This is a genomic window from uncultured Litoreibacter sp. (assembly GCF_947487515.1).
In the GTDB taxonomy this organism is placed as follows: domain Bacteria; phylum Pseudomonadota; class Alphaproteobacteria; order Rhodobacterales; family Rhodobacteraceae; genus Litoreibacter.
The window spans coordinates 771,648-791,842 of sequence record NZ_CANKWO010000003.1; the positions used below are offsets into that span (position 1 = coordinate 771,648).

General features: G+C 52.0%; 27 protein-coding genes and 1 tRNA gene. 8 read left to right on the plus strand and 20 right to left on the minus strand.

The features are described 5' to 3' along the window. Positions 1-186 precede the first annotated feature (186 nt). Positions 187-261: transfer RNA gene (locus Q0746_RS13715), tRNA-Gly, on the plus strand. Positions 262-276: 15 nt separating this feature from the next. Here the strand turns inward: Q0746_RS13715 and acdA are convergent. Next, positions 277-1,476 (minus strand): 3-sulfinopropanoyl-CoA desulfinase, encoded by a 1,200-nt coding sequence (acdA, locus tag Q0746_RS13720; RefSeq protein WP_298261191.1) that lies wholly within the window; start codon positions 1,474-1,476, stop codon positions 277-279. Positions 1,477-1,551: 75 nt separating this feature from the next. Here acdA and Q0746_RS13725 point away from each other — a divergent pair, with 75 nt between their 5' ends. From Q0746_RS13725 to Q0746_RS13755, 7 genes are all read left to right on the plus strand, one after another. Then, entirely contained in the window at positions 1,552-2,439 is an 888-nt protein-coding gene (locus tag Q0746_RS13725) for a LysR family transcriptional regulator (protein WP_298261192.1), read from the plus strand. Positions 2,440-2,499: 60 nt separating this feature from the next. Next, positions 2,500-3,501, plus strand: coding sequence for a helix-turn-helix domain-containing protein (locus tag Q0746_RS13730; protein WP_298261194.1), 1,002 nt, complete (start codon positions 2,500-2,502; stop codon positions 3,499-3,501). A 74-nt stretch (positions 3,502-3,575) separates the two neighbouring features. After that, the gene (locus tag Q0746_RS13735; protein ID WP_298261195.1) at positions 3,576-5,363 is read left to right on the plus strand and encodes an ABC transporter transmembrane domain-containing protein; all 1,788 of its coding nucleotides are present in this window, start codon (positions 3,576-3,578) and stop codon (positions 5,361-5,363) included. Positions 5,364-5,446: 83 nt separating this feature from the next. Then, entirely contained in the window at positions 5,447-5,872 is a 426-nt protein-coding gene (gene lysM, locus Q0746_RS13740) for a peptidoglycan-binding protein LysM (protein WP_298261197.1), read from the plus strand. Between the two features lie 147 nt (positions 5,873-6,019). Next, positions 6,020-7,900 (plus strand): acyl-CoA synthetase, encoded by a 1,881-nt coding sequence (locus tag Q0746_RS13745; RefSeq protein WP_298261199.1) that lies wholly within the window; start codon positions 6,020-6,022, stop codon positions 7,898-7,900. A 259-nt stretch (positions 7,901-8,159) separates the two neighbouring features. Continuing rightward, positions 8,160-8,510, plus strand: a complete 351-nt coding sequence (locus tag Q0746_RS13750) for a hypothetical protein (protein ID WP_298261201.1) — start codon at positions 8,160-8,162, stop codon at positions 8,508-8,510. Continuing rightward, positions 8,497-8,664: a hypothetical protein gene (locus tag Q0746_RS13755; protein ID WP_298261203.1), complete on the plus strand. Its 168-nt coding sequence runs from the start codon at positions 8,497-8,499 to the stop codon at positions 8,662-8,664. The genes Q0746_RS13750 and Q0746_RS13755 overlap by 14 nt, the downstream gene beginning before the upstream one ends. Before the next feature lie 517 nt (positions 8,665-9,181). Here the strand turns inward: Q0746_RS13755 and Q0746_RS13760 are convergent. From Q0746_RS13760 to Q0746_RS13845, 19 genes are all read right to left on the minus strand, one after another. Then, complete coding sequence (locus tag Q0746_RS13760) at positions 9,182-9,574, minus strand: hypothetical protein (RefSeq protein WP_298261205.1); 393 nt, start codon at positions 9,572-9,574, stop codon at positions 9,182-9,184. 3 nt (positions 9,575-9,577) lie between these two features. Next, positions 9,578-9,922: a hypothetical protein gene (locus Q0746_RS13765; protein WP_298261207.1), complete on the minus strand. Its 345-nt coding sequence runs from the start codon at positions 9,920-9,922 to the stop codon at positions 9,578-9,580. Positions 9,923-10,237: 315 nt separating this feature from the next. Continuing rightward, positions 10,238-10,918, minus strand: coding sequence for a GAD-like domain-containing protein (locus Q0746_RS13770; RefSeq protein ID WP_298261209.1), 681 nt, complete (start codon positions 10,916-10,918; stop codon positions 10,238-10,240). A 7-nt stretch (positions 10,919-10,925) separates the two neighbouring features. Beyond that, entirely contained in the window at positions 10,926-11,459 is a 534-nt protein-coding gene (locus Q0746_RS13775) for a polymorphic toxin type 15 domain-containing protein (RefSeq protein ID WP_298261211.1), read from the minus strand. Positions 11,460-11,497: 38 nt separating this feature from the next. Then, the gene (locus Q0746_RS13780; RefSeq protein WP_298261213.1) at positions 11,498-11,824 is read right to left on the minus strand and encodes a hypothetical protein; all 327 of its coding nucleotides are present in this window, start codon (positions 11,822-11,824) and stop codon (positions 11,498-11,500) included. A 56-nt stretch (positions 11,825-11,880) separates the two neighbouring features. Continuing rightward, positions 11,881-12,213, minus strand: a complete 333-nt coding sequence (locus tag Q0746_RS13785; RefSeq protein ID WP_298261215.1) for a hypothetical protein — start codon at positions 12,211-12,213, stop codon at positions 11,881-11,883. 68 nt (positions 12,214-12,281) lie between these two features. Then, the gene (locus Q0746_RS13790) at positions 12,282-12,614 is read right to left on the minus strand and encodes a hypothetical protein (RefSeq protein WP_298261217.1); all 333 of its coding nucleotides are present in this window, start codon (positions 12,612-12,614) and stop codon (positions 12,282-12,284) included. Position 12,615: 1 nt separating this feature from the next. Beyond that, positions 12,616-12,822 (minus strand): hypothetical protein, encoded by a 207-nt coding sequence (locus Q0746_RS16750; RefSeq protein ID WP_363322773.1) that lies wholly within the window; start codon positions 12,820-12,822, stop codon positions 12,616-12,618. A gap of 39 nt (positions 12,823-12,861) precedes the next feature. After that, entirely contained in the window at positions 12,862-13,530 is a 669-nt protein-coding gene (locus Q0746_RS13795) for a hypothetical protein (RefSeq protein ID WP_298261219.1), read from the minus strand. Positions 13,531-14,102: 572 nt separating this feature from the next. Next, positions 14,103-14,438, minus strand: a complete 336-nt coding sequence (locus Q0746_RS13800) for a hypothetical protein (RefSeq protein WP_298261221.1) — start codon at positions 14,436-14,438, stop codon at positions 14,103-14,105. Continuing rightward, complete coding sequence (locus Q0746_RS13805) at positions 14,439-14,834, minus strand: hypothetical protein (protein WP_298261223.1); 396 nt, start codon at positions 14,832-14,834, stop codon at positions 14,439-14,441. A gap of 247 nt (positions 14,835-15,081) precedes the next feature. Continuing rightward, on the minus strand, positions 15,082-15,870 hold the full coding sequence (locus Q0746_RS13810; protein WP_298261225.1) for a hypothetical protein: 789 nt from the start codon (positions 15,868-15,870) through the stop codon (positions 15,082-15,084). Positions 15,871-16,028: 158 nt separating this feature from the next. Next, positions 16,029-16,430: a hypothetical protein gene (locus Q0746_RS13815; protein WP_298261227.1), complete on the minus strand. Its 402-nt coding sequence runs from the start codon at positions 16,428-16,430 to the stop codon at positions 16,029-16,031. Between the two features lie 346 nt (positions 16,431-16,776). Then, the gene (locus Q0746_RS13820) at positions 16,777-16,992 is read right to left on the minus strand and encodes a hypothetical protein (RefSeq protein WP_298261229.1); all 216 of its coding nucleotides are present in this window, start codon (positions 16,990-16,992) and stop codon (positions 16,777-16,779) included. After that, entirely contained in the window at positions 16,993-17,946 is a 954-nt protein-coding gene (locus Q0746_RS13825; RefSeq protein WP_298261231.1) for a hypothetical protein, read from the minus strand. 139 nt (positions 17,947-18,085) lie between these two features. Next, complete coding sequence (locus Q0746_RS13830) at positions 18,086-18,616, minus strand: SMI1/KNR4 family protein (protein WP_298261233.1); 531 nt, start codon at positions 18,614-18,616, stop codon at positions 18,086-18,088. Between the two features lie 30 nt (positions 18,617-18,646). Beyond that, a complete protein-coding gene (locus Q0746_RS13835; protein WP_298261235.1) occupies positions 18,647-18,967 on the minus strand; it encodes a hypothetical protein in 321 nt (106 codons plus the stop codon). A gap of 251 nt (positions 18,968-19,218) precedes the next feature. Next, positions 19,219-19,614 carry a hypothetical protein gene (locus tag Q0746_RS13840; protein WP_298261237.1) on the minus strand — a complete coding sequence of 132 codons (396 nt, stop codon included), beginning with the start codon at positions 19,612-19,614 and terminating at the stop codon, positions 19,219-19,221. Between the two features lie 2 nt (positions 19,615-19,616). After that, positions 19,617-20,195, minus strand: a 579-nt coding sequence (locus Q0746_RS13845) for a hypothetical protein (protein ID WP_298261238.1), incomplete at its 5' end; no start/stop codon positions are given.

Here is a 20,195-nt window from a genome sequence, read left to right on the forward strand (position 1 = left end):
AAGCCCCAACAACAAAAATAACACTTCCGCGCAGAATGCTGTTTCAGGCTGCCCCGTAGTCATCGGGCAGTAATCGCCCTTTGACATCAGAGACATACGTTAGGAAAGTTTTTACGGAGTAGGCCCTATATGAAGGTGGTTGGCTGCTTGACCATCCATTTGGTATCGCATATTCAACCCAAGCGCGCGGGCGTTGTGTAATGGTTAAGACCTCAGTTTTCCAAACTGAAGATGCGGGTTCGATTCCCGCCGCCCGCTCCAAAATCCCTTACATATTTACAAGTAACCGCCGCGTGTCTGTGGTGTTTTTATGCCCAGAACACTGCTTGCAACCTGTGTGCGCAAAACTTGTGCCGTGCCACCGCCAATGGTGAACATCCGCACGTCGCGGTACATGCGTTCAAGCGGCTCATCGGCGCCATATCCTCGTGCACCGAACATCTGCAATGCGTCATTCACCACTTTGATGGCGGCTTCCGACGCGAATAGCTTTGCACGAGCTGCCAAGGTGACATCTGGAAAGCCAGCGCCATCCGCGCCGCGCGATTGCGCAGCTTCATGCAGCATCAACCGCGACGCATGAACAGAGGCATCCATATCCGCCAACATCCACTGAAGCCCTTGGAACTCTGCGATGGGGCGCCCAAATTGATGGCGTTCTAACAAGTAGCGCGTCGCATGCTCTAGCGCGCCGGCTGCAACACCCATAGCAATCGCGCCCGCACCTACGCGCTGGCTGTTATAGGCGTTCATCAGTTCCGCAAAGCCACGTTTGAACCCAGAAGGCGGCCTCAAGACAAATTCATCGGCGACAAACACATCGTCGAACTGCAGTGATGCCTCGGGCATTCCACATAACCCCATGGTGCGTTCGCGGCCGGTTACGCTGAAACCTTCTGGGGTAAGGCCGTTTTCGGGGTCGTTACACACTATGAACCCGCCGATGCCGATGTTGTCGCCCGCGTCATCCAACACTTGTGCGAAAACCAGATGAAGCTTGGATATTCCGCCTCCGGTGATCCAATGCTTGACGCCATTTATGACATATCCGCCCTCAACACGGCGGGCCGTGGTCGCCATTTGGGTCGCGGCGCTTCCAGCGTTGGGTTCGGTTATGCAAATTGCCGGTTTGTCGCCCGCCAAAACATAAGGGGCAACGAAGGTCTTCTGGCGTTCGGTTCCATAGGCCATCACGGCGCTGATGCCACCCATGTTGGCTTCGACCACGATGCGCGCACTTAGGGTACAGGCTTTGGCAATTTCTTCCACGGCCACAATCGTGTCCAAGAAGGATGCGCCCAGCCCGCCATAGCGTGTGGGGATCGTCATGCCCATTAGGCCAGCCTGCGCCAAGTCGCGGGTGTTTTCCCAACAGTATCGCCGCTCTTGATCCCAGGTTGCGGCCCTCGGAGCAAATCTAGCAGCAAGATCTTTTGCGACGGCGCGGTAGGTCTCTTGGGATGTGATATGGTTCATACCCTCAGACTGGGCGCTATACTTTTGCAAATCAATGCAATAAAAGTGAAGAATAAATTCAGCGGGATTGAATTAATGCAAGCGCGCGCCCTCGAAACTCTGCTCAAAATATCGCAGGTTCAATCGTTCAGTATCGCAGCAGAGCTGCAAAACATGACCCTGTCCGCATTAAGCATGCAGATGAAAGCACTAGAGACCGAGCTAGGCGCGGAACTGTTTGACCGAAGCTTCCGCCCGCCACGATTAACCCCGTTGGGTCAACAAGTCGCTGACCGCTCGGCAAACATCATCAACGGCGTCCATAGTTTGCACGACCTTTGTAAATCCGGCGTGGGAATGACTGGTGTCTTCCAAATAGGCTTCATCCAATCAGCGAGCGCCCGTATCCTGCCCAATTTCGTGACACAGGCCCGAGAAAACGAACCTAGGGCGGTGTTTCGCTATAGCTCCAACTTGTCAGAGGATTTGACCCAAAGTGTAGAGCAAGGGCGGTTGGATGCGGCGATCGTGACCCGCGTGGAAGGGGCGGCAAGCGGGTTGAGAGCAGATTTGATCGCGTCTGAGCCGATGGCTTTGGCACTGCCCGCCAAAGCTTCAAGGATGACTGCCAAGGAGCGGGTGCAAGCTCTTCCTTTCATCCAGTTTAGACCAAGCACCGGCATTGGGCGACTGATTGCCGCCTCCCTGACCGAGGCAGATACACTGCCAGAAAACACCCTTGTTCTCGATAGTATTGAAGCCTGCATGGAATGCGTCAAGCAGGGGGTGGGTTACACGGTGCTACCCTTGCCCGATGTCCACCGCTACGCCGACGCGCGGGTCTGTGTTGAAGATCGCGCATTGGGCGGGCTGACGCGGGACTTGGTGATGTTAACGCGCAAGGATACCCAAAGTCGAAGGTGGCAAGGAAAGCTGCTATCATTGATGTTGGCGGCAGTTGATGGACCCCCCAAAACATCCTAGGAACGATAAACCCTTGGATAAGGGATTCCGCCTCAGATGGGATCAATGGAGCCTCGAGATATGACCACGCGAACATCAGGAGCTGCATCGCGCCGCCAGTTCGAGCTGTTTGTATCTGCAGGATTTTGCGAGCTGGAACTCGCCGCCGTCACCCATACGCTTATCGAAGCCAATGACGTACTCGTCGGTGAAAATTTCACGTGGCGATATGTGTCCGACGTTCCGGGTTTGGTGAAAGGGCGCGCCGGTTTGATGGTGCGTGCAGAACCGGCGATCGCGGACTACGGGTATTCGGATGTAATGGTCGTGGTTGGCGGTCGCCATGAAGCAAGACCGGCGTGGCTGGCCCGCGCGCGCGCGATGCAGCGCAAGGCCCGATTGGTGGTTTTGCTGTCGGATGCGGCCACAACCTACATACGCGCCACTAAATCTCCGGCCGGACGGGTCACCACGCATTGGCGCGATATATCCGCTTTGGAGGAAACCGGCTATCATCCCAATCTCACCACACGGTTCTCGGAAAACAGCGACGGGATTATCACCGCCGCAGGGGCAGGGGCCACGGCCGAGCTGATCATCGGGCTGATCGCGCCCCAGCTCCAAGCGCCGCAAGTCGCGGAGCTGGGCAACCGTCTGCTACTGCACACTATCCGCAAAAGTGACGCGGAGCAGCCAAAGGACATCGCGGATAACGAAGGCTTGTTTGATGTGCATGTCACCCAAGCCATCCGTTTGATGGAAGAAACCCTTGCCGATCCAATGCCGATGGCCGAGTTGACTGCACAAGTTGGTCTGTCGACCCGTCATTTGGAACGGGTCTTTCGCAAGGTTTTTAACGACAGCCCCGCGCGGTTCTACAAAAAGCTTCGGGCCAAACGGGCCCGCACCATGATCGAGGAAACCCTGATGCCCATGATCGACATCGCGGTTGCGACCGGATTTGGGTCGGTCAACACATTGGCCAAGGCGGTGAAGGACGAATATGGCGTCACGCCGTCCAAGATGCGGGCGCGGCGCAAGATATCCTTGCTGACCTTTGATGAGGATACCGACCCCAGCTAGCTTTGTGCGGCCTCTGGTCGCTTGCGGCGATGCGTCAGCTCCGCTAAGCCATGCCGACCATTACCGGAGGCATCATGGCGAAAGCACTAGGCAGCGAAGCAGAGCGCGAAAAATCCAAGCGGATCAGCGCGCTTAAGGCCCTATGGCCGTTCATGCGCCCGTATACTCCGTTGATGATCGCAGCGCTTTTGGCGCTGACTTTGACGGCATGCGTGTCATTGGTGTTGCCCATTGCGGTGCGCCGTGTGGTTGACGGGTTTGGAACCGATGAAGCCGCCTTATTGGATCAGTACTTCGGCGCGGCGTTGATTGTCGCGGCGCTTTTGGCGCTGGGGACTGGCCTTCGCTACTATCTGGTGACCCGATTGGGAGAACGTGTGGTTGCTGACATCCGCCGAGCGGTGTTTGATAAAACGATCTCCATGGGGCCGGAGTTCTTTGAACGTGTCATGACCGGTGAAGTCCTGTCGCGCATCACCACGGACACGACACTTATCTTGTCGGTCATCGGCTCGTCGGTCTCAATTGCGTTGCGCAATGTGCTGATTTTGCTTGGTGGTTTGATCTTGATGCTGCTGACTTCTGCCAAGCTGACCTCATTGGTGTTGCTGATTGTGCCTGCGGTGATCGTGCCGATTATCGTCTTGGGGCGTCGTCTTCGGGTCCTGTCGCGTGAAAACCAAGACCAGATCGCTGCCTCCTCTGGCAATGCGTCCGAGACGCTGCTGTCGGTGCAAACAGTGCAAGCCTTTACCAATGAGGCCCCGTCACGGGTTAAATTCGCAGGCTTCACCGAAGCCGCCTTTGAGGCCGCTCGCAAGCGCATCGGGACGCGGGCTGTCATGACGGTCATTGTGATATTTTTGGTCTTTACGGGCGTGGTTGGCGTGTTGTGGATCGGTGCACGAGATGTGCGTGCGGACATCATGTCGGCAGGCGAGTTGGTGCAATTCTTGATCTACGCCATCATGGTTGCAGGGGGGGTAGCAGCGCTGTCTGAAATTTGGAGCGAGCTGCAGCGCGCTGCCGGTGCGACCGAGCGTTTGGTCGAGTTGCTGGGCGCCGAAGACAAAGTAAGTGACCCCGAAAACCCCAAGAAAATCGGACGGCTGACCGGCGCTGTTCAGTTCAAAAATGTCACCTTTCATTACCCCGCGCGTCCCGACATTGCAGCATTGGACGATGTGTCGATTGATGTCTCTGCAGGGGAAACCATTGCTCTTGTTGGGCCGTCTGGGGCAGGCAAAACAACGATCATCCAGCTGTTGCTTCGCTTTTATGATCCGACCAGCGGCACCATTCGATTGGACGGCATTGCGCTGCAAGATGTGGCGCGAGAAGACTTCCGCCGCTCCATCGCATTGGTGCCACAAGATCCGGTGATCTTCGCCGATTCTGCACGCGAAAACATTCGCTTTGGTCGTCCGGGTGCATCTGATGCGGAAGTTGAAAATGCCGCGAAGGCCGCAGCGGCCCACGACTTTTTGTGCAAGTTGCCCGAGGGCTATGACACATATGTTGGTGAGCGCGGTGTCATGCTGTCTGGCGGCCAAAAGCAGCGGATCGCAATCGCGCGCGCCATTTTGCGCGATGCCCCGATTTTGCTGCTGGACGAAGCCACCTCGGCTTTGGACGCAGAAAGCGAGGCCTTGGTTCAAGAGGCCGTGGATCACCTAAGCCGCGACCGCACGACATTGGTGGTGGCGCACCGCTTGGCAACCGTGAAAAAGGCGGACCGTATCGTGGTGTTTGATGAAGGTCGCATTGTGGCGACGGGAACTCATGAGGATTTGGTGGCCCAAGGCGGGCTCTATGCGCGTCTTGCCAAGCTGCAGTTTACCGCTGGGGCCACGCAGGAATAATTCCCCGTATTTCCAGCCTTGCCAAAGTGCGCATGGCCGATCATCGTCACCCCAACCAAAAATGTCATTTAGGGAGATGAGACATGGGCCTTTGGAGTTTCGTAAAAGACGCAGGGAAGTCGCTGTTTGGCGCCGCTGAAGCGGCCGAGCCGGATGCCGAGACATTGCAAAAAGAGATCGCGGATTTGGGGCTGGATGCCTCTGGTCTGGAAATCTCGGTTGACGGTGACAAGGTCAAAGTGACCGGCGACGCAGTGAGCCAAGAGATCAAGGAAAAGGTCATTTTGGCTGTGGGCAACGTCGAAGGCGTGGCCAAGGTGGAAGACGACGTCGCGGGCGGTGATCCGGTCTTTCACACAGTTGAGAAGGGCGACACACTTTGGGCGATTTCTGCCAAAGCATTGGGCAATGGCGCCCGCTATGAAGAAATCTTCGAGGCAAATAAACCCATGCTGTCCCACCCTGATAAAATCTATCCGGGTCAGGTTTTGCGGATCCCGCAAGATTAAGTCGGCATTGGAATTTTTGGAAAGGGGGCCCTTATGGCCCCTTTTTTGCGTTTTGGCGCAGCGTTAGTCTTGCGCCACGCGTCGTTCTCTCTACGTTCATCTACAACATAAGAATGGTCCGAAAACGGATCACCTAGGGAGGAAGACATGGGAAATTTTGCTACCAAAGCAGATCGGGATGCGATTCAGGCCGAAAGCGCTTGGGAAGATCGCGACCTTCCGAAAACGATGTATCAGTTTTTGACCAACACCAAGGACAAGTTTGGCGAGCGCAATGCGTTTTCCTACCAGCTGACCTCTGGTGCGACGGACAAGAAGGAAACTCTAAGCTGGACCGAGTTGCACGCAAAATGTTGCCAAACGGCGAACCTGTTCAGGTCTCTGGGAGTTGGGGAAGATGATGTTGTGGCCTTTGTTCTGCCCAACGCCAGCGAGACCGCGTTTACCTTGATTGGCGGCTCGATTGCGGGGATCGTGAATCCGATCAACCCGCTGTTAGAGCCCGAGCAAATCAGTGCCATTCTGCGCGAAACCAATGCCAAAGTGGTCGTGACGCTGAAATCCTTCCCAAAAACCGACCTTGCCCAAAAAGTCGCCGAGGCCGTGGGGCATGCCCCGAACGTTAAGGCCATTTTGGAGATCGATCTGCTGCGCTACTTGAGTGGGGTGAAGAAGCTGATCGTGCCTTTCATTCGGCCAAAGGTACATGCCTCCCATCATGCCAAAGTGTTGGATTTCAACGCCGAGATGGCCAAGCAACCCACCGCCTTGGCCTTTGAAGATAGCTCGGGGGATCGCGTAGCTTTCTACTTCCACACAGGCGGCACCACCGGCATGCCAAAGGTAGCGCAGCACAAGTATTCCGGTGTGATTTACAATGGCTGGCTGGGACGAAAGCTGTTGTTCACTGAAGACGACGTGCTCATGTGCCCGCTGCCGCTGTTCCATGTGTTCGCCAGCCACGTGATTTTCATGTCGGTGATCGCATCGGGCGCCGAGGTGGTCTTTCCCACGCCGCAAGGCTATCGCGGTGAAGGGGTATTCGACAACTTTTGGAAGCTGATCGAACGCTACCAAGTGACCTTCATGATCACCGTTCCGACTGCGATATCTGCTTTGATGCAACGCCCCGTCAATGCGGATATCTCTAGCTTGCAGATTGCGTTTTCTGGCTCGTCGCCCTTGCCGGTAGAGCTGTACAACAGGTTTGAGAAAGCCTGCGGTGTGACTATCGTTGAAGGCTACGGTCTGACCGAGGCCACTTGCCTTGTCTCGATCAACCCGCCGACTGGGGAAAAGAAAATCGGCTCCATTGGAATTCCGTTCCCGCATACAGATGTGACGATCCGAAGTGTGGCAGATGGCTCCGAGTGCGGAGTGGATGAAATTGGCGAAATTTGCGTGTTCAATCCTGGCGTGTTTGCCGGGCACACCTACACGGAAGACGACAAAAACCTAGACCTCTACTACGACGACAAATACCTGCGGACAGGCGATTTGGGCCGGTTGGACGAAGACGGGTACCTGTGGATCACGGGGCGCGCTAAGGATTTGATCATTCGCGGCGGCCATAACATCGACCCCGCTGAAATCGAGGAAGCTCTGGCTGGCCACCCTGATGTCAGCTTTGCAGGGGCGATTGGGCAGCCGGACGCGCATGCAGGGGAAATCCCTTGTGTGTATGTAGAACTGGTCGATGGCGGCACTGCAACCGTTGACGATTTAATGAGCTTTGCCAAAGAAAAGGTCCATGAGCGCGCAGCCCACCCAAAGTATATCGAGCTTATGGATGAACTGCCAAAAACCGCAGTGGGCAAGATCTTCAAGCCAGAGCTGCGCAAGATGGCCATCACCCGCATCTACAATGCAGCCCTTGAAAAGGCCGATGTTGCAGCAGAGGTCGTGTCCGTTCTGGAAGACAAAAAGCGCGGCCTCGTAGCCCAAGTCGCCAAGCGCGGCGATGTCACCGAAGATGCAGTCATGCACGTACTAGGGGCGTTTACGCGCCCATGGGAATGGGTGGACTGATCAACCCAATGGCTTCGCCTGAACGCAGGCGGGGCCACGACCATTCTTTGCAGGTAGGATGTCGGGGAAATGGTGCGCTTGGCGTCGAAAATCTAGAACGTGTTTCGCACCATGATTTGTTTGAGGAACTGGAGCATTGGGAACACTACCTGCGGTCTGATCCTGAATTGGTTAAAGCACTGCGTTTGCTGGCCAATTCGAAAGAGGGCGATGCGAAGTCGAACACGTCAGCGGCACCTAAGTTGCGAAGGCCACGCCCATGAGTACTTCGCAATCAAATCCCAAACCCTCACGCCCCGCACCATTTTCACTGCGATTGACGACGGAGGAACGCGAACAGCTTGAAGCGCAAGCTGGGTCGATGCCCTTGGCGTCGTATATCAAGTCTGTGGTTTTTACCGATGCGGCTCCCAAATACCGCAAGCGGACCAAACCAACTGTTGCGGAGCAACGGCTCTTGGCTGAGGTGCTAGCCAAGCTGGGAGCGACGAGATCAGCGAACAATCTCAACCAGATTGCCAAGGCCATTCACCAAGGCACCCTCTATGTCGATGATGAGTTAGAGGCTGATCTCAACGGGGCCATAGCTAGATTGCTTGGATGCGCGTGACGCTGATGCGGGCTTTGGGGATCAAGTCATGATCCTGAAAGGGTCTCAAAGAGCTGTCGCTGTCGCGCTGGCCGACCATTTGATGAATGACCGTGATAACGACCATATTTCGGTGATGGAGTTACTCGGCTTCTCGGCACCAGATACACCGTGATCCCGATATAGGACGGCGCACCCCGCGGCATTTGGCGCTTCGATCTGGAGGGCTTCGGATGATTTGCGTCTTAAACACGGACATAGCCGATTTTTCCGTCGCACGGGTTTTGCTGCTGCAGCTTGCTATGCTTTTGATCTGAATCAGTATTTGCATTTTGAATGTGTTTAATCTGAATAGAGTGGCACGATTTTGTCACCAAACAGCTGGAATTTATGGCATTTTCTCCTTGTCAGAAGGGGCCGCTTTCCAGCACTACCAGCACTACCAGCAGTGTTCAGCCACTCAGCATGAGAACTGATCATTGCTGATATATCATTTGTTTTCATGGCCAAAACTTCACATTTTCATCTAACCAGTTTCACTGACTATGCTGTTAAATTCAGAACTTGGCATGACGAAATCGCTTGGTGGACCTGCTGTACGACATTTGTCATATCTTCGGTGCCGAAGGCGTGATTAACTTTATTTACGTGGTCCGGTGTGGATGCCGGTGCATGACTGGCCTGATTGCCATCTATACAAACAATTCATGAAACCGATTAAGAGCGGCGACTATTTCCGCCGCATCCCTATCGTTGTATTGCACTCGATCGCCATCATCCAAAATTTCAGACAACCACGCCCCAGGCACGACCGCCCCTAAACTACGAATGCTCTGAATTGTTCTCTGTATACATAGAGAAAATTGATCTCGTGTTGCTTGATCAGATAGACAATCATTCAGCCCCAGATCAAGGGCTCCACTAGGAAACTCATCATAACCAAAAAACCAACGATCTAAGTTCAAGAAAACCGGCTGATCTGAATCGCCTTTAGCTGTCTCCCTCATGAGCCCAATGATCAAGAAAACCTCTGAGTCACGAAACATTTCTGACTTTTCTTTATAGCTGATGAACGAATGGGCCATATGTTACTCTAATATAATAATATCTTTATTGAGATGTGGTAGGTTGCTCAAACCACGCTGAATTCCGGAAATGAGTCGGTCTCGCTGAGCCGAGGACATTCCTAGGGTATCCACGACGAGCCGACTAGACGCTGAATTAACAGTTGCATCATGTACCGCCGAGTTAACCAATCCATCAACCATACCATCATTAACACTCAGGATCTCACCAGTCATTTTGTTGACGAGAGACCCTTTAAGTTGAACACCGGTAGCGCCATCCATTATATCCACGCCTTCTATAATGGATTGCGTCAAAGTTTTCCCACTCGCGGCTTCATACCTCGCACTTCCAATCCCTTCAGCCATATCTATCTTTCCGCTCTGCTCGTGGTTTCGGTTGAAATTCTGCACTCGGGCATCGTCAAGATCGTCTACCTTTGGAGCAACTTTTGGAGAAATTCTAGGCTTTCGCGCAATCCGAACATTCCTGAGGTTCGAACCTAGAGCATTCGGGTCAACCTCAACCTTATACTGGTTCAACCGCCGCCGAATGCGCGCCACGCCGTCGGCCCCAGCACGGGTGGCGGCTTCGATCTCGTCGTGCAGGCCTTTGCCGATGCTGGCCAGAACGCCGAGGCTTCAGGCGACTGCCTGAGCCTCAGCTCTTCATCATCACCGCCGCTAGCCGATCATCCGCACCGCGCGGATCGGGCGGGAAAGGTAATCCATCAGGGTGAACTGCTGCAGCTGCGCCAGGAATAGGAAGTGTTCCAGTGCCTTGGTGCGCTTGAGATTTTCCAGCCGGGGGGCGCCGCCCATGGCCAGCGCCGGGAAGAAGCCATAGCACTCGCCCGGTTCCAGATCGCCCAGCCGTTTGCGGGCGCGGGCAAACAGCGGTTTGTCGGCGTCGTCGTAGGCGTTGTGGGCTTCAAGGCTGGATTTTTCACTCAGCATGTAGAACTCAGAGGTAAGGCTGATGGAAGATTTCGTTTTCTTCTCCAAGTGTAACAAATCATCGCAGGTCAATACTCCTCGCAACAAACTGATTTCCACCAGTCCATGACGCTCACTCCACACAACCAAATTACCAAAGGCTGAATACGCTATGACGTTGCAGTCATTATGTGAGAAGTCATCGTCCGCATGAAAAACTTGAGAGAGCAGGCCCTCAAAATCATTTGGGATGCACAGCCTATACAGGCCGTTGTACCAGCCTCCTACGCCATGCTGCTTCCAAATGTCGAGCAACAGTTCGGGGAGTTTCGACCTATAAGTTTCAACAGTGTCACCCGAAACCTGCTGCGGCTTTTCGAAAGCCCCGTTTTCTAAAAATATATCTGCTATGTATTCCGAGTTGTTCATCTTGCTCTCAGCATTTTTTGAGTCTCACATTCGCCTTCACCCCGCCCTGAACCGCATGATCTGCCAGAGCCTCATCCAGAGTATCTACCCTGTTGCGCCACTGGCTGCCAATCGAGCGGTTCACGGAACTGTTTTGCAGGCCAGAGAGTTCTGATGCATGACCTCCGGCCACGATGTCGAGGACATGTGTAGCATCTAAGTTTGCCGCTTCTTTCGCTGCAGCCTGCTTAGCTTTCGATGGTGACATGCCCGCAGCTAATAGCTCACGGACCTTACTGCTAGTCCATTTCGTTCTTGCAGTTGTCTGTGCCCCCCGATCCCGCAGCGCGCCTGTTCCCATCTGCTTCACCATATCCCGACGCTGGATCAGTTCCGCGATGTCGGTGTTGTTGATGGCGTCTTCCTGTTCCAGCAGCTGCTCCATGAAATCGCGGTCGGTGACGCCTGCGGGCTTGTTGAAACAAGGGATGTCCCCCGGCGGATTAATGCGCTTACCGGGCAGACGGCCTTTGCGGGTGATCCTGATATTGCCGTCGCTCATGCCCAGGGTATTCGGATCAACCTCCACCTTATACTGATTCAACCGCCGCCGAATGCGCGCGACACCGTCGGCCCCAGCACGGGGGGGGCAGCTTCTAGTTCATCGTGTAAACCCTTGCCGATTTTAGCCAATGCTGTGATGGCTTTGCGGAACGCGTCGAGGATATCCGCCAGCACGTCGAGGCTTGCCGCCTTCCTAGCCATGCCCCGTAGCTTGGCGATGAACGCAACGAACCGCCCCCCCAGAAGCGCCCCGCCGGCCCCCGTTAGGGCCGCGATGACGGCCAAAACTATCTCGATCAGCACCTCGGGCAGGATGAAACCGGTGACGACGCCGACCATCTCGGACCAGAAGTTCGGCACCATGTTCATCGCCACCGACATGATGACGTGGAACAGGTTTTAGAAAGACCTCTTCTCTCCTAAAAGAAGAAATGAAGACTGGTTCCAGCTTTTTGGGCGAATTCCGCTTGTGCTATAATTTTTGAAAACACCTCTAGTTGGGTTCTGTTAAAAAACTCAACCGACAAATTTTCACAAACCTTCAATCCGCGCGGATCGGAAATCACTTCATCTTCATAATCGTCAATGTTCACGTTTGCTAACTTGTTCACCTGTTCGATGAAGCCAGAGCTAAAGAGTACATTAAATTCTTGCTCAGACAAAAGCATATCCAAGGTATCAGTTTCTTGTTCTTGTCCAAGATCAAGCCGCTCGGCGGCTAGAGGGGAGGTCGGCACAGATATCGTTTTCATGGGTTCATTCAATTACAAAGTGAGTAACTTGGTTGTAGTCTGCCTAAGTTCTTCCAACTTGTCTTTCGTCAGTCAAACGAACTTTCTGTAGGAGCAAACATGACCGTCTCGCCATTAAGCAACATCGCAGCCTCATGAGTACGTGATACTTTTCCGAGTAAAAGATTAAGAAAGGCATATTCGTTACGAATATCAAATTTGTTCACTCTAAAAAACACTCTGGATACGATATTAATTTTTATGCCTACCTCTCCGAGCACTTCGGAGTCAAAGCGACCTGGAGGGTGGACTTTAGTCCAACTCTCGTTCGCTGCGAATTTTTCGCCCTTAGTCTCTTTCACTAATAGCGTGTGAAGATCAACTGCGGGCATGTCTGTATATAATGTGATATCAAGAGACATTTTATAGTCCTCCTATAGAACCATCAGGTCGTATTATTATTACATCTTTACGCCCTTCAATGGGCCAAGTTGAAAATTGGTCATTAAGTGCTTTCAGATCGACCGCGCTATCTTGTAAATTTATCACCACTCGCTCTGTTTGTCTTTCAAGTATCTTCTTTTCTACGCTACTCCAAATGCTTCTTGGGTTATTCGTAGAAGGAGCAATGTTATCTTAAACGTCACCGTTTGTTTTGTAGTCCGAGTTTTAAAGGCCAAGGATATTGGGATTTTGTTCTACGTCGTAGTCCTCAGCAGCGAGGATGTCCGCAGCGTCATTTTCACGTTTCAAGGATCTACGAGTGTCGGCATCTTCTTTTGCTCCAATACGGGTGCGTTTTCCGTGAGGCTTGCTCTTTCGACGAATTTTTATATTTCCGCCATTCGCTCCCAACGTGTTCGGATCAATCTCGACCTTATACTGATTCAACCGCCGCCGAATGCGCGCGACACCGTCGGCCCCAGCACGGGTGGCAGCTTCTAGTTCGTCGTGCAAACCCTTGCCGATTTTAGCCAATGCTGTGATGGCTTTGCGGAATGCGTCGAGGATATCCGCCAGCACGCTGAGGCTTGCCGCCTTCCTAGCCATGCCCCGCAGCTTGCCGATGAACGCAACAAACCGCCCCGCCAGAAGCGCCACGCCGGCCCCCGTTAGGGCCGCGATGACGGCCAAAACTATCTCGATCAGCACCTCGGGCAGGATGAAACCGGTGACCACGCCGACCATTTCGGACCAGAAGTTCGGCACCATGTTCATCGCCACCGACATGATGACGTGGAAGACGTTCTCGAAGGCCGAGGTCTCGCTGGCGATGAGCACCATGCGCTCGATCCAGTCTTGGCCGTTGTCGATCAACTGCGCGAAGAGACTGCCCAACTCTCCTTTTTAAAAGGTGTGGTGCTATCACACACATCTTACGGTTGCTCTGAAATTGGAATTCAGCAGCAGGGTTGATGCAAAATCGGTTCACGACTCATGGGGAAAACTCAAAATTCACCCGCCGCGTAGTTTATGAAACCTACCGCGTCGACCGTCAAAGGATGAAAATCCATCTTGGCCTACACCACGATCTTCTCACCATTGAGTAGCATGCAGGCTTGATGGCTCATGTCTATTTCTGCCAAAAGTGCATTAAGAAAAGCGAGCTCTTCTGTGTAGGCTTCTTTTTTAAGGCGAAACATCGCTCTCGATTTAACCTTCAATTCAATTCCTTCGTCAGGAAGTATGCCTTAATCAAAGGGGCCGGGTGGAAAAGCTTTTTACCAGTCTTGGTGTTCCGCGAACGCAGAGTGTTTAAGCCGCTGCTCTAAAAGCGCTTGGAGCGCTTTATCATCAATATTCGTGTATAGTGTTACGTCTAGCGACATTTCAAAGCTCTCGATAGTTCACGACTAGGCGAGTATCCCATCAGTATTTGGTGCAAAGCCGAGTATCTATTTGAGAATAACTCAACTCATCTGGCGAATGGTTACGTTTTTCACGCGGAATTCGATCGTCCGTTCTCCGCCAAAGAATTGCTCTAACTTTTGCTTTAACTCTTCACCTCTGGCTTTGAAGTTCAAAACCTCTCCCTCAGAGTCAAATCCTGAGTGTGGAGGGTACTCTGAGTTGTAAGTGCTTTCGAAGATATCACCCCAAGCTTCGATTTCGTCAGCTAGATTTTTAGGAAGCCCAAACGAATGTGCAACAGCGTTCTTGAGGCCACCATCTGTCCCAACACTCCACAATGGGAAGCAAGCATATTCAGGAGATAGTCTAAAAATATTTGCGTCAGTTAAAGTCACTTAATCCCACATTATCCAGTCATGTCGTTCCAAGAGGTTTCCAGACCCAAGGTAATAAATTAAGATTTCGCAGACCCGCGCGGGATCATTGCAGACAACATCAGTAGGCCACAGATCACCGTTAATTTCGATCGTTGGCGGAATTTCGACGGCGTCAATTTTCTTCTGGAGGTGTGCTGTAAAGCTACCCAGCTCGTCACCGCCACCATCGAAAATCGCCAACACAAAATTGCGCCCATTTGTTCGCGCCCACAGTCTTTCGTTTTCTCCCGGCGCAAGCGCTATGTCTCCACCTACTTCTACCAGAGTAGAGATGGCACGTTCAATATCCACTCCCTTTGGCTCAGATATCGTGTAGCGCTTGACGGAATTGAGTGGTGAGACTGTTAATTTCATTTTTGCTTTCAGAATGCGTCTGAGGAAAAAACTAGCCCTTAGGTTTGAATTTTAGACGGTACAACACTCCTTTCATTGGGGTTGATACGACAACAGACCCAGCTGCGTCATTTCTATGGACACTCAAAATCTCCCCCGTTTCAGGGTGCTTCAAGGACACGTAACCTGTTTCTTTTTGCTCACTGATTGCCGGAATATACAATTCTTCAATCAATCGAAGCTCAGCTTTCAAACTACTGCTCATTCTCTAGTACCCATTATTTTTTATATGCGTGATTTCTCGAGTCATTTCCGATATTTCGTCCAAAGTAACACCAAACTCTCTGGCGTTCTCGATGACGAACTCTCGCGCTTCGATCTCCATAGCGTCTATGTTCATTGAGCTTACTCTGCCCGAAGTCTGTTGTCGAACATGGGCGAGTTCTTCGGCTAAAATTCGAGGGTTGTCTTTATAGGCTTCTCGAATCAATACATTGTCACCGATCGTTGCGGCATGTATGTCTGCTGGGTCCATTCCCATTTGACGTGCATTGTAATCCAGAAGGCGTTTAATTTCTGGATCAGAGTCGGTTACAATTTCGGCTCCTTCTTCTGCAATCTGTTTGCGAATGTTCTGCAATCCTTCGGCTCTAGTTGCAGCTTTTCTTCCTACGACGATGTCGGGGCCATTCTTCTGTGTCGTCTTCGGATCAATCTCGACTTTATACTGGTTCAACCGCTGCCGGATACGCGCCACACCGTCGGCTCCGGCGCGGGTCAATGCTTCGATTTCAACGTGCAGACCTTTGCCGATCTTGGCGAGAGCCGTAATCGCGGTGCGGAAGGCGTCTAGGATATCAGCCAAAACACCGAGGCTTTTGGCCTTCACCGCCAAGCCGCGCAGCTTACCGATAAACGCCGCAAATCGCCCCACCAGAAGAGCCACGCCAGCCCCTGTCAGGGCAGCAATCACCGCGAGGACGATTTCGATCAGCACCTCGGGTAGGATGAAGCCGGTGACGACGCCGACCATTTCGGACCAGAAGTTCGGCACCATGTTCATCGCCACCGACATGATGACGTGGAGGATGGGCTTATGGGCTAGACACCTTCGCTACTTTCCAATGCATCACGAAGCTGTTCTATCCTTACATCACTGCCTTCGACTCCGTTTTCGAGTGTCAAATTATGGCGGTTCTTGACGGTCCGGTAAGCTTAGCTGCTTTGAGTAGAAATGTACCGTAGGTGAGCGTCATCTATGCCTTTCAGTGTCGCTACAGCCTTCCCCCCAGCCGCTTTCCACAGTTCCGCGTTACTCGGATCAGACAAGATTTGCGCCTCTAAGGCACTTACCAAATACTTTGAAAAGTCGTTAAACGACACGCGAACCTCTTGGTTGTTTGCATAAGTCCAGACCTCAATGTAGCTGAAACGTTCGGGTGGACCACCTTCCTCTTCGACTAGATCGTTGGGAAAGTCGCAAGTCTTATCTTCAGGATTATAACCCCACCCTTCTGCGAAAGAGGATAGTGCTTTGACAAAACTGGCATCCGTTAGAACGTTGAAAAAGGCTTCAACGGGGTAAAGGTCATCGGGCAGTGAAAGTCGCTGTTTCATGGGTTGAGATCCGGTAAGAATGATATGCCAACCCCAACACATCGAAGATATGCACAAAGCCATGGCGCAACTAACGGATCAAAGAGCAAGGCGGTGGGCGACGATGGTTTGCCTTGCTACCCGCAAGGCAGCCAAAGATCGCTGCTGCTGTTGTTCTATCAAAAACCTTCAACAACTGCTTTGATTTTGGACGAGGTTTGTGATGGTGGGAAATGGAGGCTGCGGCCTATGCTCCACAATCGTGGCCTTCTGGATGGGGTTGTGTGAAAAATAGACGGTCGTTTACTTGTTCAGCTTACATGAAGGCGGACACAAACCTACCAAAACCGACTATTTTGAAACTATATTATGGGATCTTATTACTTATATATTTATCTTCATCATTACGGGTAACAAACCCTTCTTCCTCAAGCTCTTTGAGGTATGACATCAATGTATATCCTTCACGAAAATCGCCCCTCGGCACCCGAAGTTTTCGCTCCATAGCATACCAACCTATAGGCTCGTTTTCGACAATGAGCTTTAATATTTCGATTCGAACTTTATCTGGCTCAGCAATCATTCATAGGCTCCATGTGCTTGGATGATAAAGTATAGAGTTTCCGTTAGCATCTAAGTCACTCAACCCGAAATCTTCAAGGGTTGCTGTGTGTGCATTGTTCCAAACATCGTATCCTGGATCGACGCCGTCAGGAATGCCTAAATTTCGATACCGCTCCAGTTCTCTCATTTCATGAGTATAGTAGCGGAGATCGTAATCAGTCGGGGCTAGCTCGCCTCGACTTATCCGATCAAGTCGATCTATCATCGCTGCATTGGCAGGGTCGTCATCAAATCTTCCAACATGAGTGCGTACATCCGAAATTCCGCTCTCATCTATTTGAGCTGTTCTCCAGTCTGACCTTCGTATTGGCCCGCCCGCATTATCAGGATCATATGGGCGATTACTTGCAGTGCCTCTACCACCACTATGGGTCAATCGTTCGGGATTTGCTTTTCTGTCGACCCGAATCTTTCCGCCATTCATCCCCAGCGTGTTCGGATCGATCTCCAGCTTATACTGGTTCACACGGTGGCGGATGCGCGCCACGCCGTCCGCACCCGCACGGGTGGCGGCTTCTAGTTCGTCGTGCAGACCTTTGCCAATTTTGGCCAATGCGGCGATGGCTTTGCGGAACGCATCAAGTATGTCCGCCAGCACGCTGAGGCTTGCCGCCTTCCTAGCCATGCCCCGCAGCTTGCCGATGAACGCAACAAACCGCCCCGCCAGAAGCGCCACGCCGGCCCCCGTTAGGGCCGCGATGACGGCCAAAACTATCTCGATCAGCACCTCGGGCAGGATGAAACCGGTGACCACGCCGACCATTTCGGACCAGAAGTTCGGCACCATGTTCATCGCCACCGACATGATGACGTGGAAGACGTTCTCGAAGGCCGAGGTCTCGCTGGCGATGAGCACCATGCGCTCGATCCAGTCTTGGCCGTTGTCGATCAACTGCGCGAAGAGACTGCCCAAATTGCTGGATATGGCTTCACAACAGTCAATCTGAAACAGAAACTGTGTAGGTGTCGCTGGTCCACTGTCAGTTCAAGTTGGATGTGTTTGCTTCAAGGCAGAGTAAAACCCGACGCCTTGTCGGAGCATTTTCGGGCGTCTAGAAGTCAAATTGGACTCGCTTCACACCAGCGCTAAGATCCACATCTTTTGGATTTTTGGCAGGTTGTAAGCCTGCGATAAAACTCGATATATCTTCCGCAACCACTGTATAGGCCGTTGGGCTATTCTCTCCGTCGGGGCATTCGTGATGCCAAAAAACGATCTGTTTAGTTTGGGCGTCTAGCATGTAAAGGTTTCCAAGGCCATCTTCTGCAATCGGAACATACTTGCTTTCTAGCCGTCCATTGAGACGCTGAAAATTCTTCATTATTCCATGATCACCGTCAGACAATCCAAATAGGGTAAGTACAGATTGGAAGCCCGTTTTTGAAGTTAAAGGGCTTGGCATCAATGGCTTTATTTCTGTCGCCTTATCGAACATGACGGCTCTGTGCTCAGGCGCAATCAAACGGAGATATTCACTTGGAATTCGCACGCTGAGACGGGCCTCTATCTTATCGAGAGGTAACAATTGTGCCTCGCGATCCGACAGTGAAGGAATTAAAATCACATTACTTGATAATGTCATTTTATAGGCCTCTTCGCATTTAGGTTTCGGTCAGGAAATAGGCTCTTGTTCACGTTGCTTGTAGATTACTATCGTTTCATCACTTGGCAATGGAAGACGTCCATGCCCAACAACCCTCACATGTTCTATGACCCGAAAATTTTCGGTGTAAATTGAAAGATCATCTGCGATATCTGTAGCCTCTTCATTGTCTTCACTTGAGGCCTCACTGAGGTCAAAAAATATGTCGATTTGCTTCTCTTTGTAGGAAAATGAAATCATCCGCATATTGGGGGAAATGGCTCCTACACACGATTGCATGACAGGTGCGACTAAAGTATTTTCTTTGTTCAGTTTCTCAAAATCAATCATTATGGCGTCCAGTTTGGATTGGTCGGAACTACGCTAGTGCGGGTGGTTCCTTTGATGATAAACACATCAGTCGCTTGGTTCGGAAAGTCCGCTCCAGGATTAATGTTTGTTTCCGTGATAGTCGGCGACCGAACAACTGGGAAGCCGCGCCAACACGGGTGGCGGCTTCTAGTTCGTCGCGCAAACCTTTACCGATCTCTTTAGGAAACCGTCCCTACATGCAAAATACCACTTTTAGCGCACACGGCTGATTAAGAACCCGCAACGAAAATCGTCATTTTTCTAAACGCTCTATCTATGGTTTCAGCATCAAGATACCCATCCGAAGTATGTATCTCGGACCCAATTTTGGCATTCAATTCTGTAGTCGAGATAGAACCATCAGATGGCAAAACACGTCGAGCAGAATGTAACACATCTAATAGATGCTTGCGGTCATTTTGACCCTCATAATGTGGTGAGAGATCGACATTCACTAGTCCCACTGCAATGTTTTGCAATCCATCCATCCAAGTCTGGGCCACTTTGGCATCCTTGGGGTTTGAAGAGCTACTCATCACTGAAATCATGGCTCTAAAGCATAACTCAATCTCAAGGTGATGGAAGGCTCTGACCTCGCCATCAATGCTAACCATCTCGTGTGCCATTTCTACTCCAATATCACAATATTCGTTGGCATTGCGTCAAAGTTCTCAAGCCCCCCTTTAATACGCTCGGTCAGTCGATGGCGCTGAGTATCAGACAGGCCAAGGGTATCAACAACAATGTCGCGTGTCGCTGTGTTAGTCTTCGCGCCCTTCACGACAGAATCGGCTAAGCCGTCTACCATGCTGTCATTGATAGGTAAGAGTTCACCGGTATCTTTCCGTGCGAGCGGCCCTTTCAAACTTATCGGGGTGTCACCATCGTAAAAATCTACGCCTTCAGTAGTAGACGGACCAAGAGGGTTGCCAGTTGTCTGTTCATATCGAGCGCCACCAACGCCCTCGCGCAAATCGGTCACATTACCTTGCTCATGATTGACGCCAAGTTCGCGAATGCGCTCTTCGGAAAGTTCCGAACGACTAGGCGCTTTCCGCGTTTCAATAGTAGTGCCTCCAGACAACCGCTTCCGCGCAACCCGAATATTCCCGCCATTCATCCCAAGCGTATTCGGATCAATCTCGACCTTATACTGATTCAACCGCCGCCGAATGCGCGCGACACCGTCGGCCCCAGCACGGGTGGC